A 25,625-nucleotide genomic window follows, 5' to 3' on the forward strand; every position below is an offset into this window, starting at 1 on the left:
TATTATTAAAAATAATACAATCAGCTTTCGTAGGAAATATAAACTAGATTTCACAAGTGATTTACTTTGCTACAAAAAAATACCTATCGATACAATTTATAATGCTAACTGGATAACTAATGAACTTAAAGGCAAAAAATCAGCAGAAATAAAAGCCTTGATGAGAGATACGTACCAATTACCACCAGATATAGCTAGTTCAATTTCCACGCAAACAGGTGCAAGAGAAAAAATTGAAGAGCTAATTGAAAATCTACCCGAGGATAAATTCCAGTATGGTTGGGAAAATTTACCAACTGGATTCAGTAACACAGTTACACCAATGTTTCCTGAACCTATTTATATTCCAGCTGTAAAAGATTTTAGTGATGAAACAAAAACTAAAGAAAGTACAAGCTTTGGTAAATTAATAAAAATTTTATTCAAACAAATTGAACAATCTCCTGAATTTCTAGACATCAAAAACTCTTTTGAAAAGCTCAATAAAATGCTAAATCGCCAGCTTATCAAAGATGAGGATGGCACTGAAAGTACTCTTGACGAACGATTACCTAGCCTTAAATTATTAGAAGCTGAAATAGAAAAGGTTTTTCAAGAAAGCTTTTCACAAATTAAATTAGAGCTAGAGATTCCCAATCCAGAAGTAAAACAAATTTTTAATAGCACTCAAATTTTAATAGATGATGGTATAAAAACTACTATTGATTATAAAGGCGATGGTGTTAAACGTACTCTAGTGTTTTCTATACTTAGAACTTATGTTGAAAAGCTTAATTCTGATAACCAAAACACAGACTACATTTTTCTTTTTGAAGAACCGGAATTGTACCTCCATCCTAATGGTCAGAGAATCCTCTATAACGTTCTTGAAAAATTATCCTTAAAAGATCAAGTATTCGTCACAACACATTCCCCAAACTTTTTTTCTGCTACGGCTAAAGAAACATGTTTTATTAAAATTTATAAAGACTTTTCTTGTACACCTCCTAGTTCTAAAGCAAAAGAAATTAATTTTGTTCAAAATGGTTCTTATAAGGATGCCTTCCAAATTATATGTTATGAAAACAGCACGCCAGCTTTTTTTTCTAAAAAGGTTCTTTTAGTAGAAGGTGATTCAGATTTGATATTTTTGAAAGGATTATCAAAATTCATTAATGAATCTTATTGTTTCGAAAAAACAAATATTCCAATCATTAGAATAAATGGGAAAATGAACACAAAAAGGTTTTATGATTTCTATAAACATTTTGATATAGAGGTATTTACCCTCTTAGATTTAGATATTTTAATTGATGGATTTGATAAGCTAGAGCTAGGGGAAAACAGTTCTGAACTTCAGGATTTAAGAAATAATCTCTTAAATAAACTTGATCAGATTTGTGAAAAACAAGATATTGAAAGTAGAATCAAAGGCTCGATGATTTCAGAGCATGTCAAAAAACGTTCGTGGCAAGAAAAATATACTCGATTAAAAGAATTAGCCTATAAAGTCAAAAATAAAGAAGAGATTGAAGACATTGAACTACAAGAAATTGATGAGCTTTTTGAATTTGAAACCAATAACAAGCGCCGCGAAGCTTTAAAATTATCTGAAACCTTCTATTTAGATGAAAAGATCCAACTCATAAATCGGTTATATGATTTAGGGTATTTTGTATTAAATTTAGGAGCAATTGAAGCTTATTACCCTGAGCTCACTTCAGGTGAAGATAAACCATCTAAAGCCCTAAATGCTTTAAAAATTATTGAAGAATCAAATATAAGTTATCTCCCCCGAATAACTTATAGAGAAACTCAACATTGTGAGTTAAGCCTAATTATGAATAAAATTTTTTCATAGACCCTCTCCCCAACCCTCTCCCATTGGGAGAGGGAGCATCATTTGATCTTATGCTTGCGTGAGTTTAGTAATGAATATTCCCTCTCCTTTTAGGAGAGGGTTAGGGAGAGGTGTTTTTGCTTTTAAGCTCAAAGCACACTTTCCACAAATCCTCCAATACCACATCCGTTCGACCTAACACATCATGATTCCAATACCGCACCACCTTTAAACCTAAAGCCTCTAAAAATTTCGTCCGCTCAGCATCATATTCAATAGCATCATCAATTCCATGCTGACTACCATCCAACTCAATCACTAAACCAATTTCATGACAGTAAAAATCCACAATATAAGGTTTGATCACATGCTGACGGCGAAATTTAAGATTCATAAAACGCTTGGCACGTATGAGTTGCCACATCAGATTTTCTGCATCAGTGGCGGTATGACGCATGGATTTGGCGAATTCTAATAATGCAGGGTCAATTTTAATTTTTATTTCCCTCTCCCTAGCCCTCTCCCATAGGGAGAGGGAACATTCATTGTGACATCACTTAATTTAAATTATCAAATTTAAAAAATATAACAGCTAAATTTTACCCAAAATTCAATCAATAATGGAAATCCCCTCTCCTCCTAGGAGAGGGTTAGGGAGAGGTGCTTTTATAAAACCCCATTCTCCAACAACACTTCCAGCCCCTTCACCTTCTCCATATATTTCAGCCGTTCTTTTTCCCACTTCACTTGTTCTTTTAGCACTGAAACATCACCATCAATCACCTTATACACATCTTTCACCTGCATATTTTTGGGCTTCGGTTTTTCACTCCAATGAAAGCTATCCGTAATGTCATCTATTTGATTGGCGAGGCGTTGGCTTTGTGCCTCAAGCGCCATTTTATAAAACTTTAAATGTTCATCGGTTAAGGCTTTAGGGCTTTTGCCTTTATTGGTTTCTAGCCGTAATTGCAACTTTAATAAATAAAACAAATCCTGTGCTTCATGAGCTTGGTTCACCACTTGTAGCAACTCGGTTTTTTCCGCTTTTTTAGCTTCATCAGGCTCACGGTCTGGATGAATCATGGCAGTGATTTTTAAATACACGGTTTTCAGTGATTGGTTTACTAACTTTTCAGCTTGTTCACGCTTTTGCGCTAAGCGTTTCCGCTGATGATCTTCTTTCTCACGTTGATATTGTTCGCTGTCCCACTCTTCATATGACTCATATTGTTCTGTTTCTTTTTCTATATCAACTTGACCTTCTACTTTGCTCTGTTCAGTTTGGGCCAACTTGGCTTTTTTATTCGGCTTTTGATTGTGTGCATGATGCTGCTGATAAAAGGCATCGACCTCTGCGACTTTTTCAAGTTCTGATGTATTTAAATAGTTGGATTTTTTCAGCTGCTTTGCCAATTTCGTGAGTTTGGCATCGAGCTGTGCTAAATCTGCTTTGGCAAAGTCTTCTTGCTGTAGATGCTGCCAAAGCTGTGCAAGCTGACGAAAATACACCGCATGCAAATCACGATAAATCGGCACAAGTTTTAACTGAATATAACTCTGAATCTCACTTTTGGCATTTTGCCAAAGATCTAAATCCAGCTTTTGCTGTTCGATTTGCTCAATCAGTTTATTCAGCTTTTTATGCTGTGTGGATAAAGCTTCAGCACTCGGGAGTAAACTGACTTTTAACTCAAAAGACATAAGCAAATTTAACGCAAAAAGAAAATTATAGCCGATCTAAGCACTAAACTTATGAGCACTTTGCCTAAATCAAAAATGACGTTTTATCAATTAACGCTCAAATCGTTGTAAATATTGACTCAACTCTTCCCGAACAACCACCTCATGTCCTGCATGACTTCGACGTTGTTCCAAGAGATGCTCTGAGTCGATCACTACCACGCGATGACCATCCGCAATTAAACGATCTACGCCTTCAAAGAGCATTCGGACACCAACAGCGTGTATCAAAGAAATATTGGTCAGGTCTAAAACGATATGGTTATTCGCAACAGGTTCATCCTCTAAGATCCGCAGTAACATTTCCGACTCAGTAAATTGCAATACGCCGCGCAGTTCATACACCACCACCGAACGATCTATCCCGCAGGTATAGCGACTCTGGACGATCGTTTGCGCTGAAGGTGTTCCCTCCATGACATGCAGTCCCATGTCCTTAGACAGTCGTTCAAATATTTCGACGCCTCGAACACTATTCCCATGTGTATCCAGTTTCGGACTAAAGACAGCCAGCCCAACCTGCCCCGGCAAAGCCCCCATAATGCCACCGGCCACACCGCTTTTGGCAGGAATACCGACCGTTGTCAGCCAATCCCCCGCAGCATCATACATGCCGCAAGTCATCATCACACTCAACACTTGGCGCACCACCGAACGTGACAGCAACCGTTTTCCTGTGGCTGCTTGCACGCCACCATTGGCAAGCACACTGGCCATTTTTGCCAAATCTTTAACCGTCACTAATATTGCACACTGACGAATATAGCCATTCACCACATCTTCAGGGTCTTCTTCAAGCACACCGACTGTGCGCAGCATGTAACCGATCGATAAATTTCGAAAAGCCGTCTTCACTTCAGACTGGTAAACCGCTTCATCAAAACTTAACTCACGCCCTGCCAGTTCACTTAAAAATTCACGGAGTTTTTCAGCTCGAGTGCTGTGCTCGTCATGCGGTAAAAGTGAATGTGTGGTGATTGCTCCCGAATTGATCATCGGGTTTTTCGGGGTATTGCTTTGTGGATCGAGTGCAATTTGATTAAACGCCTCTCCCGATGGCTCGACACCGACCTTTTGTAAAACGCTGTCTAGACCAAGATGACGAATCGCTAAGGCATAAGCAAAAGGTTTAGACATCGACTGAATGGTGAACTCGACTTCGTCATCACCCGTGGAATAAATTGTGCCATCTACGGTAGACAGTGCCAAAGCCAGTCTATTTGGATTGGCGTTAGCTAACTCAGGAATATAATCTGCCAAAGCTCCGTGCTGATTGGCATCGCAGGCATTGAGGACATGCTGTAAATAATCTGGAACAGGCGTTTTCATAAAGGTTATTTTTTGTTGTGCGCTTTTTTATTTATAACAAATTGAGCTGCATCTGTATAAGTCCTTATGGTGAAGACGCATTCTGAGCTAAAACTTGTATGTGCTGTAGGTTTAAATGGTGCATCATTTCTCGTATAAAGACGAAATAACTGAGTTGAGTGATTGCCTGCTCACCAAATAGATTTTGATAATATTCGGTATGTTCAATCATTTCATTAAAGCCATGTTCAAAGCTTTGTCGGTCAATGCGGGGCGCATGTTCAAAAAAGGTTTGCGCCAATAGATGCAGCATCGCATCATTCGACTGAGCGTAGCGCTGCGTCTGATAATTAAGCTGTACTCGTTCTAAAATTTCTTCAATTTCATAGATCAAATATTCAATCGCTAAAGCATCGAAGCGCTGATGTCGGACACATTTTTGCACCAAAGCCGCTAAGCCATGATCAAAATGAATATTCTGTTGCTCGGTCTGAAAGTCGAGCTGCGCTAATCCGAGCTGAAATTGTAATTGCTGCATCGCTATCTTTTAAGTTTTTAATCTTCTGCAAAGTTTACCTCACGAAAGCTACGCACTTGGTTACGACCTTGTTGCTTTGCCGTGTACAGCGCTTGATCGGCCATACGCGTGACCACAGCAGACGGTGTCCCCTCAATCGCAGTTGCTGCACCGAAACTTGCACTAATCTTCAACATTTGATGGTTGGCTATCATAGTTTCAGCTTCAGAAATGGCCAATCGACAGCGTTCAGCGACCTCTATCGCCTGCTCTAAACTCTGATTTTTTAAAATTAAAATAAATTCTTCACCGCCATAACGTCCAACCACATCTTGTACACGAGTATTGTCATTTAAAATTTGAGCAACACGTTGTAAAACGGCATCTCCTGCATCATGTCCATATTGGTCATTGATCAGTTTAAAATGGTCGAAATCAAGTAAAACCACTGCAAATTCAGGCTGTGTCTGTTTGCTGAGTGTATCAAGTTCATGACTAACATAACGTCGGTTAAACACATTGGTCAGCCCATCGACACGGCTGAGGACTTCCATCTTTTGTTCACGGTGTCGCCACTGTAAAAGCAAAATCTGAAAAAATACTGCACTGACGATCAATATAGGTAAATACAACTCCGCCATACTCATCAGCCAAAAGGCATTGTCGTAAAACTCACTCTGTTTTAAAGCCGGGCTGAAAATCGGTGCATATTCTAGATAGTCAATCGAAGTTTGATAGCAAATGTAGCCAATAAACAGTGTGATCGGAAATGTAATACTGAGCATAATCGCAGGACGATAAAAAACCAAACCGACCATCAGCAGATTGACCGTCCCCGCCATAGTGGCAGGACTATAGATCCCGATCATATAGCCACCATAGATCATGCCGATCCCAAACAGGACGGGCGCAAAATAGCTAAAAAACAGTCTAAAATTTAAATATTTTTTGAAATAAAGACTGAGTACTGCCAATACGCCATAACTGAGTAGGACTATACAAGCGACGATGATCCTGAACTTGAGTTCACTCGGATTAAACCAAATCCGATTGGTCGAATAATAAAAATTCATGATGCACCACTTCAACACGCTAACTTGACTCAGCATGCCAAAGATGAGAAGTAAACGCCCTTTATCATAGTCAGACCAATTGATGATGAGATAGTCCGATTCAAATAAAAGATGCTTCAACTTACGCCATTGTACGCCCCATTTCGTACAGACAGCATTGCCCCAATTTTTCCCCATTAATCTTCTTTTTTATTTTATTATTTCGCTAGTTATACAAGGTTTTAGCTTCAAAAAGAAAGCCTATTTCACAGTTATAAGTGCAACATTTGAAGCCTTTAAACTTCACTTGCACCACTATTCAAATTACTTTTCCGCTATTTTTTAGCTCAATTGGTCATTTTTATATTTTGAAATAGCATGGTTTATTATTCTAAACGCTCGGTGAATAAGATCCCGTTCAGATGATCGACCTCATGTTGCACGATCCGTGCAGGAAAGCCATTCAGGGTTTTCTCTTTGACTTCACCTTGAAGGGTCAAATATCGCACGTGAATTTGCTCGGCTCTCGGGACTTGTCCTCGTGCATTCGGCACACTTAAGCAGCCTTCTTCACCCAAAACCGTGGTCGTAGATCGAGATGTAATCACTGGATTGACCATCACGATCGCCTCCATTTCAGGCGCATCGGGATAGCGTAAATTTGTACGTGAAGCCACGATAATCACCCGCTTTGAAACATAAATTTGCGGCGCGGCAATGCCTACGCCTTGACGCTCAAGCATAGTGGCATGCAGTGTTTCACTTAGTGCAGTTAACCATGCAGAACCTATTTCAGATGCTTGTACCTCTGCGGCAGTGAGCGTCAAAATCGCTTCACCACGCTGTGCAACAGCAGCAACATTACTCATGTTTTTATCCTTTTTAAGTCTAGCGGGCTGAAATCACTTTAAAAAAACAACCATGCAATATTCATTATTATCGGTTCTGAGTATAAAACAACAGCGTGCTATGGCTTTGAATCTTTTGTGGTTTATATAGAGCACAAAGTAAAATAGTAGATCATACTACCCTATACCATTAATATTTATCATTTATACATCAAGGTACGCCATTATCTATTACCAATCATTCTTTTAGTTAATACCACTTTATCTATATTATTTTGTTCTTAATTAATAATATTTTCATAACTATAAGTTTTTAATAAGGCAACAAAGTTTGATTATTCAATAAAAATTTGAATCACTAAAATCGTCAAATGCTATTTGCTGTTGGAAAATATTTGCATGGAAGCTCAGCCACGCCTGACTCGTCAAGATAAACGCACCCTCGGACTGTCATCCCTCGGTGGCGCACTTGAGTTTTATGACTTTGTCATTTATGTGTTTTACGCCAAAATTATTTCGGAACTGTTTTTCCCCACTGGCCTCAGTCCATTTTGGGCGATGTTGAATACCTACGGTATTTTTGCAGCAGGATATTTTTTCCGCCCATTGGGTGGTGTCGTAATGGCGCATTTTGGCGATTTGATTGGTCGTAAGCGTTTATTTAGTTTGTCTATTTTACTCATGGCTCTGCCTACACTGATGATTGGTGTGATGCCGACTTTTGAAAGTATTGGTTATGCAGCACCACTTTTGCTCCTACTGATGCGTGTGATTCAAGGCATCGCGATTGGTGGTGAAATCCCTGCTGCATGGACTTTTGTTTCAGAGCATGTGCCTGAGCAAAAAATTGGTATCGCCAACGGCCTACTCACTGCTGGCTTATCTTTGGGTATCTTATTGGGCGCACTGATGTCTTTGTTTATTTCATTACAATTTACAGAGTCAGAAATCCATGATTGGGCATGGCGGATTCCATTTATTTTAGGCGGGATCTTTGGTTTTATTGCGCTCTATCTCCGCAGTTATTTAAAAGAAACGCCTGTATTTAAAGCCATGCAAGAAAAGAAACAATTGGCTAAAGAACTTCCAGTGAAACAAGTGCTGCAACAGCACAAAACAGGCGTTGTGATTGGTATGCTGTTTACATGGTTCTTAACTGGCTGCGTTGTTGTATTGATTTTAGCGATGCCAAATCTACTCACGAGCACCTTTGGTTTTGAACGTGCAGATGCCTTTAAAATGCAAAGTGCCGCTATTGTGATGCAAATGGTCGGTTGTATCTTGGCTGGTCTTTTGGCAGATCGCTTCGGTGCGGGCAAAGTGATGCTGTTCGGTTCCCTCCTTGTCGCGATAATCGCGGGCGTGTTCTATAACAGCTTGGGCCATGTGGCAGCATCGACCGTGTTTACGCTCTATATGCTGCTCGGTTTGGCATCAGGTACGGTCGGCATGGTGTCTTATAGTATGGTGAAAATGTTCCCTGCACAGATTCGTTTCTCGGGCATTTCATTTTCATACAATTTGGCTTATGCCATCGCGGGTGGTATCACCTTGCCATTGGTTCAATGGTTGAGTTTATACAGCAACATTGGCGCCATGTATTATATATGGACTGTCTGTTTGGTGACCTTCTTTACTGCGATGCTTTATCGTCAACGTTTTGAAAAAACATCTCGCTAACTGATGTTACGAAGTAACATCAGCAGCGCAATTTGATTCAAATAAATGAACGATACGCGCTAAGGTCATCCGCAAGTGTTTGAGACAGGACTACTTTTAATCAAAATTGTTTTTGCAATACTTTGAAAAATTTGACGCTAGTGAACGAGTTTTGCGGTGAGGAGCATTGCTCCGCAAGATGGTTTCCTTACGAAGCTTCGCTTCTCATTTTGCCTAATGAGAAACATTGTTTCGTAAGAGTACCTCCAGCCGAAGGCTAATCCCTTTATTCAATCCATAGATGTAAGACCCCGTCGAATAGACTTAAATATCATTTAAAAATTGTGAAATTACTTTTACGTGCGTAACATCAGTCCCTAAAAAAAGCGGTCAATGACCGCTTTTTTTAAATCTCTTTCAAATCAATTCAGGCTTTTAAATTTTTACGCAATTCATCTTCTACAATTTCAATCTCAAGCTGACTAAAACGACGAATTTCACCTTCTGCATGTTTTTCAAGTAATCCACCAATCAGTGGAACTTTGACTTTCACCGTCCAATCCAAATTGAAACTCACTTGTGTTGCATCACCACTGACACTTCGTTTACAACTGGCTTCGAGCGGTAGGTTCGGATCTAGTTTGACGTCAGAGGTTAATGCCGCCAAATTACTAATATCCGTACGTTTCAGACGAAACGCATCTTTTAAAAACTTCTTGGCAATATCTGGAATATTTACATCCAAGTTATAGGCACGTTTTAAGGTATACATATCACCTGTTTTTTTTGATTCTAAAATTTCTAGATTTTCACCCGGTATGCGTTTGCACACCGCTTCATGCAAGCTGATATCTGCGGCTAGTCGTTTAAAATCTTCCAGTGAAACGCCATGAATTGTGGCATTGACGGTAAATTGATGTGCCATTCTCGTAATCCTTCAGGTCAATATTGGTTTTATTGTTTTATTTCGCCCAGTCTACAGTTGCTAAAACTGTGCTTTGGATTAAATCGGAAAGCGCTGTGGCTGTCATTGACCTGAAACCAAGCTAGAAAAACAGAATTGCCATACTGAAATTCATAGGGACTCTGGCTTAAAGGACTTTTTGATAGATTTGCCCATGCTGATCTTTAAACTCGAGCTGAAATTCCCAGCCCGCATCAATTTTTAAATACATCCCTGCATAGGACAACTTTGCGTACCAATGACCAAAGTCGAGGCTAAAAATAAAAGCTGGCTTGTTCAGGAAGCTGTTGCATTGGTTTTGCATGTATCAAAGCGCTTGGTTCAAAAGACGTGCAGTGCGAGCCATAATCATGAAAAAGTTTGAAACATAGCTGATTAAAAATTTTAAATGTTGAATCTTTTGGGATCAAGTTGCGTCATTTTTTTATAACATTCCATATCTTTTCATTTCTTCCTGCGCTTATTTTTATCTTTATAAAACGAATCTTTATAGAGCTGATTTTAAAAATTTTAGTTATTTTAACCGCATGCTATGCACCACACCATCTCGATCACGGTGTACCAATTTGATCGGTTGTGAATAATCGATCAAGAAACTTTGGTGTTTATAACTGATTTGGATGCCGTATTCATCTGCACCATCATCCAAACCGCTGATGCTACATTGCGTCCCTTGTGGAAATGCGTTGAGCCATTCAGCGTTATACACATCAGCAATTTGCTCAAACTGAAAAAAGCTCGCCTTTTGCTGCAGTAGAAATGCAGCTTGTCGGTCAAAACGCAGTTGCTGCTCATGTTGAAAGTCGATAATCATGACATGCATGCTCTTTACTTATTCATCGGGATCGGATCATCGGCTATTAAAATCAAGCTTCGCAGACACCCAATTTTGCTGATAAATTCACAGAGGATTTTATGACATGTCTTAGACTCAAATGAACACAGCCACATTTCTTAAGGCATAAAAAAGGCACTTCTCATCGGGGTGAAGCCCGATTATGAAATGCCCTTTATGGTTACATAAGTAAATATATTTTTATAAATTGTCAAATTGGGAATGAAAAAAACATCTGTGGGCTAAATGGATAAAGCTTTCATCGCCTGTTGCTGCTGTTTATTTTTGACTTGTGTCCATTGCCACCAACCAAATGCCGCCAAGCCCACAAAACCTGCATACAACGCCGCAGTGAGATACAGGTCTTTGTATATAAACATACCCACATAGATAATATCGACAAATACCCAAAGCACCCAAGTAGCAATATGTTTCCGGCTGGTCCAATACGTTGCGAGTAAGCTAAACGCGGCCAATTGTGCATCCAAAATTGGTACGGCTGCATCGGTAAAATAGTGCAGGCTTAAACCAAAAATCAAACCGCCCACCGCAGCTAAGAGCATTTGAAAGATCACAATTTTGGTCGCAATCGGTTCAATACGGATGTCATGATCTTGTTGTTTGCCCTTCAACCAGTGATAAAAACCGTAGAAGTTCACCACCACAAAGAAAAACTGCAAAATGGTTTCGCCATAAAGTTTGTAGGTATAAAACAAGTAGGCATACAGCAAAAAAGCTGCAAAGTTAAACCACCAACACCACATATTTCGCTTTATGGTTAAAGTCACCCCGATTAAGCTAATAATGACTGCAAATATTTCTAAGTTCGACATGGTTGATTGGGCCTTAAAAAAGCTGCAGCTATTATGGAAAAAATCAGCCCAAAGGCAAGCTATATCCCACACTATTTCATATCAACTCTGTAAATTTTAAATCAAACCACTCATCCACCAGACGATGATTTTGATGTTTTGAACGCATCAGTTTTGACAGTTTTCTAACAATCGTTTAAAAACCTATCTATGCCTAAAGAATAATCAGAAGGAATTATTAAAATGTCAGAACAACAAGGTCGTGTAAGTCGAGAAATCCGTGGTCATCTTTATTTGATCGGTTTGGACCGTGCAGATAAACGAAATGCGTTTGACAGTCATTTAATTCATGACCTTTCACTGGCGCTCACTGAATATGAAGATGATCTAAATTTACGCTGTGCGGTGATTTTTGCTCATGGCGATCATTTTACTGCGGGTCTAGATCTGGTCGAACTACAACCCAAACTTGGCAGTGGACTATTTAATTTTCCTGATCAGCAAATTAATCCGTGGGGAACCAACTCACGACAACGAAAAAAACCAGTTGTGGTCGCGGTACAAGGGTTCTGTTTTACAGCGGGTATTGAACTCATGCTGAATGCCGATGTCGTGATCGCACAGCGTCAGACAGAGTTCGCTCAAATGGAAGTGCAACGTGGCATTCTTCCTTTTGGTGGTGCAACAGTTCGCTTTGTGCAAGCAGCGGGTTGGAATAAAGCCATGCGCTATTTACTCACAGGTGAACGTTTCAATGCGCAAACGGCATATGACATGAACTTGGTGACTGAAATCTCTGAGCAAGCGCCCTTATCTCGTGCAATTGAACTTGCAGAACAGATTGCACAGGCTGCACCATTGGCAGTTCAGGCAACACTCGCTGCAGCACAGCAAGGGGTGCATTTGGGAGCCGATGCTGCATTTGCTCAATTGGATCAGCACTTACAACCATTACTAAAAACACAAGATGTACAAGAAGGTGTGATGGCCATGCTACAACGTCGCCCAGCCAATTTTCAGGGCAAGTAAGCCTTTATTTAAACTGAGTAAACCCTTTCCGTCCTGCCCATCCAGAGAAAAATTATGCCAACGGATTTAGAACAAGCAACGCAAGAAATACGTATTACACCCGTGAGTTTCCCTGCAACCGATGGTTATACGCTTTCAGGCGTTGAATATCGGCCTAATACTGCCTCTAAGGCCAATATTATTATTTCAAGTGCGACAGGTGTACCTCAACAATTTTACCGTCGTTTTGCCGAGTATGCCGCAGGACTCGGTTATCAAGTACTGACTTTTGATTATCGTGGTATAGGACGTTCTGCACCGTCAAAACTTAAAGGCTTTAAGATGTCTTATCTTGACTGGGGACGTTATGACCTTTCTGGTGCCATAGCTTATATGCAACAACACGGCCTGCAAACTTTTCTAGTGGGACACTCCTATGGCGGTCAAGCACTAGGCCTCACCTCAAATCATGATCAGATTCGTGCCATGTATTGTTTTGGCACGGGCGCAGGCTGGCATGGCTATATGCCATTTAAGGAAAAAATGAAGGTTCATGTGATGTGGAATATCGTTTTTCCGCCGATGGTTGCCGTCAAAGGGTATTTGCCTTGGAGCAAACTCAATATGGGCGCTGACCTCCCTGTCGATGTCTATAAGCAATGGCGTCGTTGGTGTAAAAACCCAACCTATTTCTTTGCCGACCCTGAGCTGAGTGAGCTATCTCAACAATATGCTGCAGTTCAAATGCCGATTTATGCGGTCGCTGCACTCGATGATGACTGGGCATTACCCAATTCACGACATGCTTTTATGCAACATTATGCGCAAGCATCAATGCAATATATCAATATTGAAGCGCAAGATTATGGTCTAAAACATATTGGTCATATGGGATATTTCCGCAAAGGTGCTGAACCCTTATGGCAGGAAGTCATTGGAAGGTTTGACGAACTATTAGTCGCCTAGACCGATTTATTTCATACACATCACATTGATTTATTCGGATAGAGAGATACATGCGTCCACGGAAAAACACCTCAGAACACCTATTGCTACAGTCAGCACACTCCTTTAAACGCTATGGCTATATGGGCTGCAGCATGGGGAAATTGGCTGAAGCCTGTGGACTTTCAAAAGCTGCTTTTTATTACGACTATCCGAATAAAGACGCTTTACTGATGGAAATTTTAAACCTGACGCATGTAAAGTTACAGCACAGTATTTTTCAGCAATTACAGCAAACTACTACCTCACCTCAACAGACTTACCCGCACATCCATCAACTGGCCATCCAGTTTTTTAGCCAAGGTGGATTAGGTTGTTTAGTCGGGATATTAAGTATGGAACGTCAACATTTGCCTACCGAGATTTTTGCAAAATTACAGTCCATCTTTCAGGAGTGGCAACTGGCCTTTGAAGTGTTTTTTCAGCGATGCATGAGCATCGAACATGCCGCTCAACTTGCCAAAGTCAGCTTGGCGGATTATGAAGGCGCGATTTTAATGGCCCGAATAACCGATGATTTGAGTTATCTCGATTTAGTCCAAGATCGCATTTTGCTTCAACTTGCGGAGTCTTGATAGCGATATTCAATTTTATGTTCTTCGCCAAAACGGTCGACATGTGTATAAAACTCACCGTATCGGCCTAAATAATACTCGAGCGATTGATTGTAAAAACTCCAATAAATCGACCATTCATTCAGATCTAATTGGCGAATTTGAGTTTTACAATTGACTGGCATGCGACGTAAAAAAACTTCTTGTAACTGTTCGGCTGCCTGTAGCGAATCTAGTTTGTATTGTTGTTGAAAGAAAATTTCCGCGATATCATCAAAAAGTTGCTGTTCATATTCATCTACTTCAATCACCTGATCGACTTGGCGTATAGCATCATCATTTGATGCTAGAGAGATACTGTTCGATTTTTTTGGTGCTTGGTAACGCGTATATTTTTGACGATATTTTTCTGTTTTTATTATTTTTTTGACCACAATTCCTGCTGCAGACAACGCAATCAGAATACACATCACAATGAGAAAATTAACCATAATCACAACCTACTGCCGATGACGCGCATGCACATCTTGAATCACCGAATATTTTTATGGACTAATATAACGCACAATAACGTTTAAAATTCATACAAAATTATTTTAATGCTGAAATCTTGCCTATTTTCTTTGCTGATTTATTTCAAACTATTACACCTGCTGAAATCATTGAGTATGTATACATTTCTAAAAAATCTATTATAACTTTAAAAACAGTATAGTTAGATGCATTTATGTGGTTATTTATCCGTATTTAACGATTAATTTATAAATATACATTTGTAAATTTTGCAACAATTTTGAAATAAAAACCCAACCCAACGGCGCAATGGCTGCAAAAAAACATAAAACGCAACAAGAAGCCTCTTTAAGCACAAGGCGATATCTTCTGAAATGACAGGCTGTTGGAGTTTTCTATAAAAAGAAAAAATTATGATACGCGAAGCACAAATTCAGGATATACCCGAAATTATTCACGTGATTCACAACAGCATTCGTTCATGTATCCAGGACCATCAACGTAATGAAAGTGTGATTCAAACTTGGCTTGAGGAGGCAAATCAATCAAATATCTTAATGTGGATGCTTTACAACGATAGTTGGGTCTACGTCAGTGACAATCGAGTGGTCGGCTTTATTTTAGTCAGTGATCAGGGACAAATTTTACTGAACTATATTTGCCCTGAACGTCAGTACCAAGGCATTGGTAAGGCATTATTGTTAAACATGATGCACTGCGTCCGGAAAAAGAATATTACCGAGATCAGTCTAGAAAGTACTCATACGGCACTCGCCTTTTACCAAAAATATGGCTTTGTCGCACATCAGGATTTTGAGCCTGCCGATGTTCCGCTCAAATTGGTCAAACAGCTCTGTTAGTAGAGAGGCAAACCTCATAAAAAGATAGATTTTCAAATAGGATGATTATGATAGGTGAATTTAAAAAGAGATCAATCTAAATAAGTATTGGCAAAGGATACTAGCGATAGCACCGCAAAGTTTTCACCGTTTATAACTAGGTATCATGGCTTAAGTTGATCGCGTCCTGCCTGTTTGGCCATATATAAATAATGGTCTGCATGCTTCATTAAGGCTTCGATACTGTCGAAATCGTTTTGCTTATCCATCCATGCCATGCCCAAACTCAGTGTGACGTAATTTTTGTCATCACCCCGATTAACATGTTCAAGCTTTTCATTACGCATGGCTTCGAGTACCAATTGTAATTGCTCTTGGGCAATCGCATACGGAACATCATGCATCAATATGGCAAACTCCTCTCCACCGTAGCGAGCCACATAGGCTGAACTTGGCAGGGTATTTTGCATGGTTTTCACGATCTGCTGTAACACCTCATCGCCTTTGAGATGCCCATAGTGGTCATTATAATTTTTAAAATAATCAACATCTAGCATGGCAAAGACCAATGTTCGATGACTATGAAAACGGACTTCTGAATATAAACGTTGAATTTCGGCATTCAAAGCACGACGGTTGAATGCCCCCGTTAAGGCATCAATACGAATTTGTAGCTCTAATTTTTTATTCAGCTCATGGAGCTGTAAGGTGCGCTCTTTGACTTTCTGATCGAGTGAACTGTTTAGCTCAAGCAGACTATTATTTAACTGCTCGGTATGCATCGACTGCTGTGCATAATGGTGCGATTGCTGAAACATGATCAACAAGGCATACAAACTGGTTGAAATGAACGATAAATTGACGGAATCAATCAAATTCATCATCAGCAAAAAGTCGTTTAAAAAAGTAATGCATAGGAAAATAACCGCGATTAAATTTAATTTTGAATACGGTTCTTTCTTTTTCAGTGTTACGTAAAAACCATAAGCAAAATTACTCAGAACAACGATCACATAGGCAAAGCTGTAGGTTGCCAAAGGCTGAAAAATCTCAGGCGTCGAAACAAAAGTCACTGAAATATTCAAAGACAATAGCAACATCGCGATCTGATAATTTAAGGTAAATAAATAGCGACGACTGAGCAAGTGGATATAACTTAAAAAGAAAATCGATGCCAAATAGGTAAATAAGTATTCTAATCGCGTGCCCCACAACCAATTAATATCGGTAAAAGTTGTATAGGCATAAGGGGCTGAAAATAAATTATGGAGTGCTAAAAAGACAATAAATAAGCCAAACACCAAATTACTTCGGCTATTGCGACCGCGTAAACCTCGGAAAACAGAAAATAGGATCGTAAATAGTCCCACACCCAAGACGGCGCCAGACACCATTCCAATACTCATCATTTGTTGTTGGAATTGGCGGTTTACTGTCTTGGCGATACCAATACGCATTGGGTTTTCAAACCCGCCATGCATACTGTTAAAACTTGAAGCCTGAATGGTTAAAGTGAAATATTCATCTTGTGCCACAAAATAGGCAATTCGCGGCGCATTCTCCGTTTTTTGTTCTGCTTCAGTACGCCCAACTTCTCCCAAACGAACGATCACATCACCATTTAAAAATACCCGATATGCACCGTACTGATTTGGAATCAATACCGCGATACGTCGGCCAATAAATTGTTTGGGAATTTGGAAATGCCCAGTGTATGTCCCAAAACCTTTACTGTCCCCTGTAATATCTTTAAATGAAGCAGGCAGATAGACCGTTTGACCGACTAGAACTGAACTCGGAGACGTTAAAAATTGATTTGGATAAAACAACCATTTGCCTTGTAAGAGGCTACTGGTGTCTTCCGTGAAGTAGATTTGGTTAACTTCGTTTTGATGTTTTAAATAAAACGATTTAGGAGCAGTTTCATACTGTGCTTGAGCAGTCGATACAGTGAATGCCAATGTAAAAATAATAAAGGTAAGAACCCAGAACAATCTGGTGCAAGGCAACTGTAAAGACAACGGCTTTGATTCCTGCGTTTATACTCGAGCAATTATTCTAATCTAAGGTAAAAGACAAAAATAACAACTACTATTTTATCAAATTGATCAATAACTTCCATGTCACTGATCTAAAACAGTCACTGTATTAATCGCGAGTTTTTACATCATACAATTCAATCTCAAAAATAAGATTTGAATTGGCAGGAATTACATTACCCATTTTACGTTCACCATAAGCCAAATGTGATGGCACGATTAACTTACGTTTACCACCGACTTTCATCCCCATGATGCCCTGATCCCATCCTTTAATTACACGGCCAGTACCAATCACTGTTTCAAAATAATTACCACGATCCAGTGATGAATCAAATTTTGTACCGTCTTCTAACCAGCCTGTATAGTGTGTTGTAATCAAAGCGCCTTTAACCGCTTCTTTACCTTCACCTACCACTAAGTCAATAATTTCTAATTCCGTGCTCATGTTCTCAACCTCAAATGCCGCAATCTAAATAAAGCACTATTATAAACAGAATCAGTCTGAACATGATGCCCTTGAATGCGTTAGAACTTACCGACTCAAAGTTGAGAACACAATGATTTAGATCAGTATGCAAATAAACATTTACTAGTAAAGCTCACATGTCTTGAAACATTTAGGAGTATTCCGTTATCACTAAGATGCAATGGGAAGAAACGAATAAAAAATTTAAAGCGCTCTAAAAGTTTGAACGTTCATTGAATGAAGAAGTTTAAGCGCTATAAACAACGCTATTTACAAAGATAATAAAGAGGATTCATCCATGAGCATTACATAAATGGGGGGCTAGAAATTTTCCCGAATTAAATTTTTATTTTGGTTTTAGGTCAACTGAGTTTTAAATCGACAGTTAAATTAACAGAATTGTATTAGCTGAAAAATAGTTATAGCAACAAGGATGCAAGCCTAAACTCGCATCCATCATCATGAGTTAAATCAAATCATGCGCTTATTGCAATTGTGTCCATTCAATCACCGCTTGAGCTTTATCACCAATCAAAGTCCATTCGCCGTCCATTACGTTTAATTGTAAAGACATGGTTCGTTCGCATAACTCTTGAATGGCAACTGTACTCGCTTCAGATAATTGCCAAATTTCAACATTCTTCAATGTTTTCAGTTTGCTGTTGCGTTTATACCATTCGTCTACTGAAGAACCATATGTAATCACAGCAACTTGTGGGCAACGAGCACTGGCTTTTTTGACTTTGTCTTCGTCAGGGCAACCGACTTCAATCCATTTCACCAATTGACCTGTTAAATCTTTTTCCCACAGCGCTGGTTCGTCTGTTTCGAAAAGATCTTTGGTAAATTCTAATGCTTCATCTGCATAGCGTGCATATGCCAAGACACGTACCATCAAACGTTCAATCGTTTCAGAAGGATGCAAAGCCATTGTCAATTGATAATCACCATATTGGTGTACATCCATATTGGCAATGTTCAAATCTGCTTTATAAATTGTAGCTTTTAGCGCCATGGTAAAGTCCTCAAATTTGGCGCCTAGCATATAAGATTTAGCAAGCTTTTGCTGCGTTGATTTACTTATTTCGCAGCTTTCTCGGCATCGATACGACACTGCATTAAACGATCTTCAAATTCGAGCCATTCACGTTCAGTTTGGTAAATAATTTCGACACGATTATCGATACTTTCCTCGCTCGACTGATAATTAAACTGATCGGGATTAAAGTTAAAGGTTTTCCACCCTTGGTCGGTCTGAAAAATACCTTTGATCCGTAGCCAATCTTGCTGCTCACAGAGTAAATCTAACAGCTCAAAAAAATCGAAGGTCCATCGTTTTGGGAGTTTCCAACCTGCGACACTATAACCCTGAGCGGATTCAACATAATGATAAGGCAACTGTTTAATTTCTGTGGGTACATCGACCAGCGTTTGCTTTTGTATCGCCAATAAGGGCTGAATTTTACGCGGACTTCCCATATAGGCAAGATCAATATTTGTCAGTTTTAAATCACCTTTGACAACATTGATCCATTGCTGCTGATACGGTAAATACGCTTGTTTGAGTCGTTCCAAACCAGCTTGATCGGCATCACTCATACAATCAACATGCGATACCACAACGATTTGTGCCACTTTGAGTTGATCGGCATACAGGTTTTGCGACGTCCAATCTTGATCGTGTAAGCGTGAGCCATCGACCACGGTCACCAATGCTCGCATGGCTAAATGCGGATGCCAATGTGGCTCGGTCAATTGCTCCAATAGTTGTCCTGGATGCCCCAAACCTGTCGGCTCAATAAACAGTCGGTCGGGTTTCACCTCTGACAATAATCGTGACAACGCAATTTGCATCGGCAGTTGGCTGCTACAACATAGACAACCACCCAATAGTTCCTTCACCGCAAAACCTTGATCTTGCGGCAACATCTGTTGATCGACCCCAATTTGCCCAAACTCATTCATCAGTACGGCCCAAGTTTCACCCGCTGGCTTTTGCTTTAATAGCTGCTGTAAAACTGTGGTTTTACCCGCACCTAAAAAGCCAGAAATAATATGAACAGGAATCGCACCGTGGGTAGAAACTAATTTCAAAAGTGAATCACTCAAATAAATAGCCAATGATTGATGGCCTTTACCATAATGATTTCAAAAAAATGCTGCAAGCCTAGTCTTCATTTCTCCGTCTTCATTTTCCTAAAGCATAGATCAGCCTAGTATCCGAGGCATTGAATGATAATCTGGCTGTTAAACAGCCTGTTTATTCCATTTGCATGAATGCATGACATATCTGGTCACACTTTATTGGCAAAGTTAACTCTTATATTTTAAAAAATGGTTATCTCGAAAAGAATCCTTACATTTGGATTTTAGTGAAATTTCTGGATTCTGCTTATTTACGACATCGATGTAATCATCATGTAAACAATGAATGAATCATGAAGTCGATTTGGTCATTTTTTCTTGCAAAGTTAAATGAAGATTCCGATATTTTTTTACATTTAAAACACAGGATGGAAGGTTATGTATTCATCCAGTTAACCAGTCTGTTTCACTTTGTTGCTCGCATTGATCACTCGGTTTTCTCGATTTAGCATGAGTTCTCTCCTGATGGACGTGATGATCTTTTCAGGACTTACTAAAATATATAAGGATGCTCAAAATGAAATTAACTCAAATTTTACTTGCTTCTACTCTAGCTGCTGCAGCTGCAACAAGTTTTGCTGCGAGCAAAGATAAACAAGAAGCGCCTGAACAAGAAAAAGTAGTGGTTAGCACTCAAGAACAGCCAGCGACTGAAACAACTGCTGCTGAAGGTACTGCTGCTCAACCTGCTTCAGAAGCAAATGCTGAAGGTTCTGCACCAGCTCAACCTGCTCAGTAATAGACGAATAGCGTACTCCACACGCTAAATTCATTTAGTCTGCTGCTCAACATTTATCCCTCACTAATAAAATGTTGTGCTAAATGAATTAAAGTCGCCGGATCATTGAAAAATGGTTCGGCTTTTTTATGCTCAAAGCCACTGATTGATAGATTTTAATGATCGATAAATCATTCAAAATGATTGATGATTTTCATATAAATAAATATATATCATTCACTTAAAATAAAACCCTGCAAAAAACACGACAATTCGATTCATCGTTTCGACTTATGCCTAGCTTGTTGAAAGCCTAGCTTTAGAACTTAATAGTGGCATATGTGAAGTGATTGGATGTTTACGCATGAGCAATAAAGCAAATTACACAACGGAAGTTGCCATTCTGGGCGCAGGTCCTGTCGGCTTAACCATTGCAAACTACTTAAGTAAGCAAGGTGTCAAAGTCACTGTGATTGAACAACTAGACAGCCTGATTGACTACCCACGTGCGATTGGTATTGATGATGAATCATTACGTACCATCCAATCATTAGGTTTAGTGGACCAAGTGTTACCGCATACGACACCGAACCACGCGATGCGTTTCTTAACCCCTAAAGGCCGTTGTTTCGCAGACATTCAACCGCTCACTCGTGAATTTGGTTTCTCACGTCGTAATGCCTTTATTCAACCACAAGTCGATAATGTACTGCTACAAGGTTTAAAACAGTACGAAACCACAAATGTTTTATTCTCTCGTCAATTGTCTGATTTTAGCCAAGATGCCAATGGTGTAACGCTCAATATTCAAAATAAAGACGGTGAAGCTGAAATAATTCAAGCGCAGTATTTGATTGCTTGTGATGGTGGTAACTCTGTGGTACGTCGTACCCTCAACATCGGCTTCGATGGTAAAACTGCACCGAACCAATGGATCGTGATCGACATCAATAATGACCCACTTGCAACGCCACACATTTACCTATGCTGTGACCCTGTGCGTCCTTATGTATCTGCTGCTCTTCCACACGGTATTCGTCGTTTCGAATTTATGGTGATGCCTGGGGAGACTCAAGAAGAATTAAGCAAACCTGAAAACATTGCCAAATTATTGTCGAAAGTGCTTCCAACGACCGATGGTATTGAAGTGATTCGTCAGCGCGTTTATACCCACAATGCCCGTATTGCAGATAAATTCCGTGTAGACCGTATTTTACTTGCAGGCGATGCTGCGCACATCATGCCAGTTTGGCAAGGTCAAGGCTATAACAGTGGTATGCGTGATGCATTCAACCTTGCGTGGAAAGTTGCAATGGTTGTACAAGGCAAAGCTGGCCCTGCGCTTTTAGATACATACCAAGTTGAACGTAAAGATCATGCCAAAGCGATGATTGATCTTTCTGTAATGGCGGGTCATGTCCTTGCGCCACCAAAAAAATGGCAAGGTTTCGTGCGAGATGGTATCGCGTATGCGCTCAATTACATCAAACCGATCAAGCAATATCTATTGGAAATGCGCTTCAAGCCAATGCCGAAGTACAACGACGGTGCGTTGATCAATAACGGTGTTAAAGATTCACCTGTGGGTAAAATGTTCATTCAACCACATGTTCAACTTGAATCTGGTGAGAAAGTCCTACTTGATGAAGTCATCGGTAACGACTTTGCAATCATTGCTTGGGGCGTCGATCCGAAATGGGGTCTGTCAGATGCGACCATGAAAAAGTGGCAAAAATTGGGCGTTAAATTTATCCAAGTATTGCCTGCTGTTCAACTTAGCAATGAAAATCGCACGAAGTACGACAATGTGATCACGATTGGTGATATTGGTACCGATATTCGTGGTTGGTTTGGTAAAACCACTGAATCTATTACGATTCTTCGCCCAGACCGTTTTGTTGCAGCGATTGCAATTCCACAAACTTTAGACAGCGTGAGCCAACAATTGTTTGCAAAATTGCATGCTTAATAATGCAAATAGATCTGCAAGAATTAAAAATCACCATGCATAAAGCATGGTGATTTTTTTCTACAATCACTATAAACATCAGATGCTATAATCGTTCAATACATAATTATAAGCTTCGCAAAATGCAAAAAAGATTTCAGAAATTATTCATTTATAGTTTGTTAGGTTTTATTTTTATCTGTTCACTCATTTTCGTAGAGATACATCATTTTCATGCCAATAGTTGGTTACCTATTTTCGTTTTTTGCCTCTGTTTTCTTATTTCTTTGAATTGCTATTTATTACGCTTAGAAAAAGATGTGAACAAAAACGAAGAATCTAATTTTTTGTCCTTCCATTTATACATTTCATTTTTTTATTCAGTCATTGCCAGCTTTTTTCTCACCACAGTGATTCTTGCTTTATTTGCATTACAAACTCAATATTTTGGTCAAGATAAAAATATCATTCTAAAAGGCCAAGTCTATTCACCCATATTTACACTAGAAAAGAAGCCCTGCCGAGCTCGCCTTAAATTTCCCGAAAGTGGTTGGTCTACCTTCGCGTATCTCTGTCTAGATACCAAGAAACATAAATTTTCTGGTTATTACAAACTCCATTTGAAAACCAGTTTCGCAGGGGCTGCGGTTCAGCATTATGATTGGATTGAAGATCAATTAACATATCAGCAGCATCGTGCCTTAGATATCGATCCTCAACAAAAAAGACTACTCGAAATATATGCCAAACTTGAAAGAGATTTAGGCCCACCTCTATCTGATGATGAAGCCCATGATTTTTTAAATAGACCCAACAACGATTGAGTCTATTTAATTTAGCGCAATATATGCCATACATTATTTATGGCAATAATTAAAATCGCTTTATCATCTTAGTGATTGATATTTAAAACTCTTTCTTTTTAGTTCTCAAAGAAAGAGTTATATGAATAGACATATAGCAATACCAAGTTCAGCCAACAATCAAATAAGCATCCAAGTTAAACCGACTGAAACCAATGCACATCTTTTACCGATTCACGTTGCTGAATCTGCTGAATAAAAGGTTTAAATTCATCTAAATATGGCAATATTTTGAATGAAATGGCATACACCATCCAATAAGCCAAATATAAATCTGCTGCGCTAATTTTATCCCCCAACAGATATGGCTGGGCCTGCGCAAGCCCTGTTTTAATAAAATCTAAAAGTATTTTTTCATTACCAAAACTCAAACTGCCACGTTTCTCATCCATCAACTCAGTGCTAATGCCGACATTTTTCATGTCCATGTATTCAGTCAGCGGACCATGACAGAAAAACATCCATTTCAAATATTCACCACGTTTGGGATCATCCAATGCGGGTGCCAAACCTTTGTCACTGAATTTATCGGCTAAATAACTAAAGATGGCTGCGGTCTCACTAATCACGACAATACCATCGACCAAGCAGGGAACTTTGCCCATGGGGTTAATCTTGAGATATGCCGCTTGATGCATCTCTTCATATGGCACTTCAATAATCTCAACTTCTGACTCGATGTCTAATTCTTTCAATAAAGGCAGAATGGTATTACTGCGTGAGCGTGGATTGCTGTAGAGTTTCATTGCTGGGTTCATTGTAGATATCCTTATTTTCATCCTTGTTGTTCTGTCTATTACTATACGCGGCTTTATGTAGAATTATGTTGCGTTCATCCGTGCTTTAAACACTTTCCGATACAATACGCCCGACTAATAATTACGCTAAATTTGAATTTATATTTAAAGCAAAAAGTATTTACTCTGACTTTCTGATAATCAAACAATTGAGCTCTACATCGATGAAAAATAAATATTTAATTGCCATGTTTACGGTGATTTTAATTTCAGGCTGTTCCAAGAAAACCGAAGAAATGGCAACTGAAGCCAGCGCAGATGCACAACCTGCTCAAGTCAGCACACAGCAAGATCAAGCAGCGGAAAGCACTTCCAATGAGCCGTCTACCACGCCTGCAACAACACAAAAACCTGAAACTATTTTAAATGAGCAGGTCAACCCAGCCGAAGCCTCTCGTAAAATGGTACGAGAAGCCAATGTCAGTTTTGAGTCGAAAGATGTCGTTAAAACGGCCTTAGAAATTGAAAAACTGACGCTAAGTTTAGGCGGCTTTATTGAACAGAAAAATATCGACTTTGTGGTGCAAGAGAGTCGATCCTACCCGATTGCTGACGGCAAAATTAAAATCTTTGAAAAAGTAAATCCGCAAGCGGAAATGATCATTCGTGTGCCAAGTGAAAAAGCTGCACATTTCGTTAATCAACTGTTGCCCCTTATGCATTTTTTGAACCGTCAGCAATATTCGGCAAAACGCTATGAGCTAAAACTACTCGAAGAAAAAATGTCGCAAACACAGGTCGTGCCCGACCATGTTGCAGCAGCACAAATCAATGAAATCTCACGCCTGACTCGCTTAGAAGTTCAAGATCGTGTCCGCTATAGCACGATTTTGATTGGCTTTACTCAACCTGCCACTGTCCGTGAACATATCGATATTAACCTTGATGCTATTGCGCAGTTAAATGGCGATAGTTTCTGGCAAAGAGCGTGGTACGGTATTCAAAAAGGTTGGCAATTTGTGTTGAGCCTGCTGGTTATTCTCATTACGATTTGGCCAATCTATATGATTATTATTATCGGTTTGATTGCCTACCGTGTGATGAAACCTTATTTACAAAAGTGGTTTAAATAAATCAGAGTGACAATGACTATGTCTCATTGAGTCTTTGATTAAAAATACGATAACTAAAAAAATCCCGAAGCGCTTAATTCGGGATTTTTTCATTTAA

Annotated in this window: 26 protein-coding genes; 10 read left to right on the plus strand and 16 right to left on the minus strand. The window is 39.4% G+C overall.

The window, feature by feature from the left end:
- A partial coding sequence (locus tag AVJ20_RS13310; protein ID WP_111885553.1) for an ATP-dependent nuclease occupies window positions 1–1,840 on the plus strand: 1,840 nt, incomplete at its 5' end.
- A gap of 100 nt (window positions 1,841–1,940) precedes the next feature.
- Here the strand turns inward: AVJ20_RS13310 and AVJ20_RS13315 are convergent.
- The 6 genes from AVJ20_RS13315 to def form a co-directional block, all read right to left on the minus strand.
- Window positions 1,941–2,315, minus strand: a complete 375-nt coding sequence (locus tag AVJ20_RS13315; RefSeq protein WP_111885554.1) for an endonuclease domain-containing protein — start codon at window positions 2,313–2,315, stop codon at window positions 1,941–1,943.
- Between the two features lie 170 nt (window positions 2,316–2,485).
- Entirely contained in the window at window positions 2,486–3,523 is a 1,038-nt protein-coding gene (locus AVJ20_RS13320) for a molecular chaperone DnaJ (RefSeq protein WP_111885555.1), read from the minus strand.
- 90 nt (window positions 3,524–3,613) lie between these two features.
- Window positions 3,614–4,891, minus strand: coding sequence for a glutaminase (locus AVJ20_RS13325; RefSeq protein ID WP_111885556.1), 1,278 nt, complete (start codon window positions 4,889–4,891; stop codon window positions 3,614–3,616).
- 64 nt (window positions 4,892–4,955) lie between these two features.
- Entirely contained in the window at window positions 4,956–5,408 is a 453-nt protein-coding gene (locus tag AVJ20_RS13330) for a hypothetical protein (RefSeq protein ID WP_111885557.1), read from the minus strand.
- Between the two features lie 17 nt (window positions 5,409–5,425).
- On the minus strand, window positions 5,426–6,637 hold the full coding sequence (locus AVJ20_RS13335; protein WP_111885558.1) for a GGDEF domain-containing protein: 1,212 nt from the start codon (window positions 6,635–6,637) through the stop codon (window positions 5,426–5,428).
- 188 nt (window positions 6,638–6,825) lie between these two features.
- The gene (gene def / locus AVJ20_RS13340; protein WP_111885559.1) at window positions 6,826–7,308 is read right to left on the minus strand and encodes a peptide deformylase; all 483 of its coding nucleotides are present in this window, start codon (window positions 7,306–7,308) and stop codon (window positions 6,826–6,828) included.
- A gap of 378 nt (window positions 7,309–7,686) precedes the next feature.
- Between def and AVJ20_RS13345 the strand changes: the two genes are divergently transcribed.
- Window positions 7,687–8,967, plus strand: a complete 1,281-nt coding sequence (locus AVJ20_RS13345) for an MFS transporter (RefSeq protein WP_111885560.1) — start codon at window positions 7,687–7,689, stop codon at window positions 8,965–8,967.
- A 406-nt stretch (window positions 8,968–9,373) separates the two neighbouring features.
- On the opposite strand, the gene AVJ20_RS13350 is transcribed toward AVJ20_RS13345, so the two are convergent.
- The 4 genes from AVJ20_RS13350 to pnuC all read right to left on the minus strand — a co-directional run bounded on the left by AVJ20_RS13350 (window position 9,374) and on the right by pnuC (window position 11,578).
- Window positions 9,374–9,871, minus strand: a complete 498-nt coding sequence (locus AVJ20_RS13350; RefSeq protein WP_078192225.1) for a DUF2505 family protein — start codon at window positions 9,869–9,871, stop codon at window positions 9,374–9,376.
- 166 nt (window positions 9,872–10,037) lie between these two features.
- Window positions 10,038–10,214 carry a hypothetical protein gene (locus AVJ20_RS18375; protein ID WP_162689768.1) on the minus strand — a complete coding sequence of 59 codons (177 nt, stop codon included), beginning with the start codon at window positions 10,212–10,214 and terminating at the stop codon, window positions 10,038–10,040.
- 210 nt (window positions 10,215–10,424) lie between these two features.
- On the minus strand, window positions 10,425–10,724 hold the full coding sequence (locus AVJ20_RS13355) for a hypothetical protein (protein ID WP_111885561.1): 300 nt from the start codon (window positions 10,722–10,724) through the stop codon (window positions 10,425–10,427).
- A gap of 263 nt (window positions 10,725–10,987) precedes the next feature.
- Window positions 10,988–11,578 (minus strand): nicotinamide riboside transporter PnuC, encoded by a 591-nt coding sequence (gene pnuC / locus AVJ20_RS13360; protein WP_111885562.1) that lies wholly within the window; start codon window positions 11,576–11,578, stop codon window positions 10,988–10,990.
- A 222-nt stretch (window positions 11,579–11,800) separates the two neighbouring features.
- On the opposite strand from pnuC, the gene AVJ20_RS13365 reads away from it, so the two are divergent.
- Genes AVJ20_RS13365 through AVJ20_RS13375 form a run of 3 tightly spaced genes read left to right on the plus strand, consistent with a single transcriptional unit; the run spans window position 11,801 to window position 14,145 of the window.
- Window positions 11,801–12,586: a crotonase/enoyl-CoA hydratase family protein gene (locus AVJ20_RS13365; protein ID WP_111885563.1), complete on the plus strand. Its 786-nt coding sequence runs from the start codon at window positions 11,801–11,803 to the stop codon at window positions 12,584–12,586.
- A gap of 54 nt (window positions 12,587–12,640) precedes the next feature.
- Entirely contained in the window at window positions 12,641–13,531 is an 891-nt protein-coding gene (locus AVJ20_RS13370) for an alpha/beta fold hydrolase (RefSeq protein WP_111885564.1), read from the plus strand.
- A 50-nt stretch (window positions 13,532–13,581) separates the two neighbouring features.
- Entirely contained in the window at window positions 13,582–14,145 is a 564-nt protein-coding gene (locus tag AVJ20_RS13375; protein ID WP_111885565.1) for a TetR/AcrR family transcriptional regulator, read from the plus strand.
- Here AVJ20_RS13375 and AVJ20_RS13380 read toward each other — a convergent pair.
- A complete protein-coding gene (locus AVJ20_RS13380; RefSeq protein WP_111885566.1) occupies window positions 14,127–14,615 on the minus strand; it encodes a hypothetical protein in 489 nt (162 codons plus the stop codon). The two genes, AVJ20_RS13375 and AVJ20_RS13380, sit on opposite strands and share 19 nt — an antisense overlap.
- A 435-nt stretch (window positions 14,616–15,050) precedes the next feature.
- Between AVJ20_RS13380 and AVJ20_RS13385 the strand changes: the two genes are divergently transcribed.
- Window positions 15,051–15,497: a GNAT family N-acetyltransferase gene (locus AVJ20_RS13385; RefSeq protein WP_078191420.1), complete on the plus strand. Its 447-nt coding sequence runs from the start codon at window positions 15,051–15,053 to the stop codon at window positions 15,495–15,497.
- 143 nt (window positions 15,498–15,640) lie between these two features.
- Here AVJ20_RS13385 and AVJ20_RS13390 read toward each other — a convergent pair whose 3' ends face one another.
- From AVJ20_RS13390 to AVJ20_RS13405, 4 genes are all read right to left on the minus strand, one after another.
- A complete protein-coding gene (locus AVJ20_RS13390; protein WP_111885567.1) occupies window positions 15,641–17,437 on the minus strand; it encodes a diguanylate cyclase domain-containing protein in 1,797 nt (598 codons plus the stop codon).
- A 187-nt stretch (window positions 17,438–17,624) separates the two neighbouring features.
- On the minus strand, window positions 17,625–17,963 hold the full coding sequence (locus tag AVJ20_RS13395) for an FKBP-type peptidyl-prolyl cis-trans isomerase (RefSeq protein WP_078191421.1): 339 nt from the start codon (window positions 17,961–17,963) through the stop codon (window positions 17,625–17,627).
- Between the two features lie 505 nt (window positions 17,964–18,468).
- Window positions 18,469–18,999, minus strand: a complete 531-nt coding sequence (locus AVJ20_RS13400; protein ID WP_111885568.1) for a YaeQ family protein — start codon at window positions 18,997–18,999, stop codon at window positions 18,469–18,471.
- A 65-nt stretch (window positions 19,000–19,064) separates the two neighbouring features.
- The gene (locus AVJ20_RS13405) at window positions 19,065–20,078 is read right to left on the minus strand and encodes a CobW family GTP-binding protein (RefSeq protein ID WP_111885581.1); all 1,014 of its coding nucleotides are present in this window, start codon (window positions 20,076–20,078) and stop codon (window positions 19,065–19,067) included.
- Between the two features lie 568 nt (window positions 20,079–20,646).
- Between AVJ20_RS13405 and AVJ20_RS13410 the strand changes: the two genes are divergently transcribed.
- From AVJ20_RS13410 to AVJ20_RS13420, 3 genes are all read left to right on the plus strand, one after another.
- Entirely contained in the window at window positions 20,647–20,868 is a 222-nt protein-coding gene (locus AVJ20_RS13410; protein WP_078191424.1) for a hypothetical protein, read from the plus strand.
- Between the two features lie 343 nt (window positions 20,869–21,211).
- On the plus strand, window positions 21,212–22,816 hold the full coding sequence (locus AVJ20_RS13415; protein WP_111885569.1) for a bifunctional 3-(3-hydroxy-phenyl)propionate/3-hydroxycinnamic acid hydroxylase: 1,605 nt from the start codon (window positions 21,212–21,214) through the stop codon (window positions 22,814–22,816).
- A gap of 299 nt (window positions 22,817–23,115) precedes the next feature.
- Window positions 23,116–23,619, plus strand: a complete 504-nt coding sequence (locus tag AVJ20_RS13420; RefSeq protein ID WP_162689769.1) for a hypothetical protein — start codon at window positions 23,116–23,118, stop codon at window positions 23,617–23,619.
- Window positions 23,620–23,795: 176 nt separating this feature from the next.
- On the opposite strand, the gene AVJ20_RS13425 is transcribed toward AVJ20_RS13420, so the two are convergent.
- Entirely contained in the window at window positions 23,796–24,404 is a 609-nt protein-coding gene (locus tag AVJ20_RS13425; protein WP_111885582.1) for a glutathione S-transferase family protein, read from the minus strand.
- A gap of 215 nt (window positions 24,405–24,619) precedes the next feature.
- On the opposite strand from AVJ20_RS13425, the gene AVJ20_RS13430 reads away from it, so the two are divergent.
- Entirely contained in the window at window positions 24,620–25,528 is a 909-nt protein-coding gene (locus tag AVJ20_RS13430) for a DUF4349 domain-containing protein (protein ID WP_111885571.1), read from the plus strand.
- Window positions 25,529–25,625 lie beyond the last annotated feature (97 nt).

It is taken from the genome of Acinetobacter sp. CFCC 11171, from assembly GCF_003268405.1.
Lineage (GTDB): Bacteria > Pseudomonadota > Gammaproteobacteria > Pseudomonadales > Moraxellaceae > Acinetobacter > Acinetobacter amyesii.

Bases quoted from the DNA above. Each gene is read 5' to 3' on its own strand.
- AVJ20_RS13320 (WP_111885555.1), bottom strand. From the start codon at position 3,523: ATGTCTTTTGAGTTAAAAGTCAGTTTACTCCCGAGTGCTGAAGCTTTA.
- AVJ20_RS13325 (WP_111885556.1), bottom strand. From the start codon at position 4,891: ATGAAAACGCCTGTTCCAGATTATTTACAGCATGTCCTCAATGCCTGC.
- AVJ20_RS13330 (WP_111885557.1), bottom strand. From the start codon at position 5,408: ATGCAGCAATTACAATTTCAGCTCGGATTAGCGCAGCTCGACTTTCAG.
- AVJ20_RS13335 (WP_111885558.1), bottom strand. From the start codon at position 6,637: ATGGGGAAAAATTGGGGCAATGCTGTCTGTACGAAATGGGGCGTACAA.
- def (WP_111885559.1), bottom strand. From the start codon at position 7,308: ATGAGTAATGTTGCTGCTGTTGCACAGCGTGGTGAAGCGATTTTGACG.
- AVJ20_RS13345 (WP_111885560.1), top strand. From the start codon at position 7,687: ATGGAAGCTCAGCCACGCCTGACTCGTCAAGATAAACGCACCCTCGGA.
- AVJ20_RS13350 (WP_078192225.1), bottom strand. From the start codon at position 9,871: ATGGCACATCAATTTACCGTCAATGCCACAATTCATGGCGTTTCACTG.
- AVJ20_RS18375 (WP_162689768.1), bottom strand. From the start codon at position 10,214: ATGCAAAACCAATGCAACAGCTTCCTGAACAAGCCAGCTTTTATTTTT.
- AVJ20_RS13355 (WP_111885561.1), bottom strand. From the start codon at position 10,724: ATGATTATCGACTTTCAACATGAGCAGCAACTGCGTTTTGACCGACAA.
- pnuC (WP_111885562.1), bottom strand. From the start codon at position 11,578: ATGTCGAACTTAGAAATATTTGCAGTCATTATTAGCTTAATCGGGGTG.
- AVJ20_RS13365 (WP_111885563.1), top strand. From the start codon at position 11,801: ATGTCAGAACAACAAGGTCGTGTAAGTCGAGAAATCCGTGGTCATCTT.
- AVJ20_RS13370 (WP_111885564.1), top strand. From the start codon at position 12,641: ATGCCAACGGATTTAGAACAAGCAACGCAAGAAATACGTATTACACCC.
- AVJ20_RS13375 (WP_111885565.1), top strand. From the start codon at position 13,582: ATGCGTCCACGGAAAAACACCTCAGAACACCTATTGCTACAGTCAGCA.
- AVJ20_RS13380 (WP_111885566.1), bottom strand. From the start codon at position 14,615: ATGGTTAATTTTCTCATTGTGATGTGTATTCTGATTGCGTTGTCTGCA.
- AVJ20_RS13385 (WP_078191420.1), top strand. From the start codon at position 15,051: ATGATACGCGAAGCACAAATTCAGGATATACCCGAAATTATTCACGTG.
- AVJ20_RS13395 (WP_078191421.1), bottom strand. From the start codon at position 17,963: ATGAGCACGGAATTAGAAATTATTGACTTAGTGGTAGGTGAAGGTAAA.
- AVJ20_RS13400 (WP_111885568.1), bottom strand. From the start codon at position 18,999: ATGGCGCTAAAAGCTACAATTTATAAAGCAGATTTGAACATTGCCAAT.
- AVJ20_RS13410 (WP_078191424.1), top strand. From the start codon at position 20,647: ATGAAATTAACTCAAATTTTACTTGCTTCTACTCTAGCTGCTGCAGCT.
- AVJ20_RS13415 (WP_111885569.1), top strand. From the start codon at position 21,212: ATGAGCAATAAAGCAAATTACACAACGGAAGTTGCCATTCTGGGCGCA.
- AVJ20_RS13425 (WP_111885582.1), bottom strand. From the start codon at position 24,404: ATGAAACTCTACAGCAATCCACGCTCACGCAGTAATACCATTCTGCCT.
- AVJ20_RS13430 (WP_111885571.1), top strand. From the start codon at position 24,620: ATGAAAAATAAATATTTAATTGCCATGTTTACGGTGATTTTAATTTCA.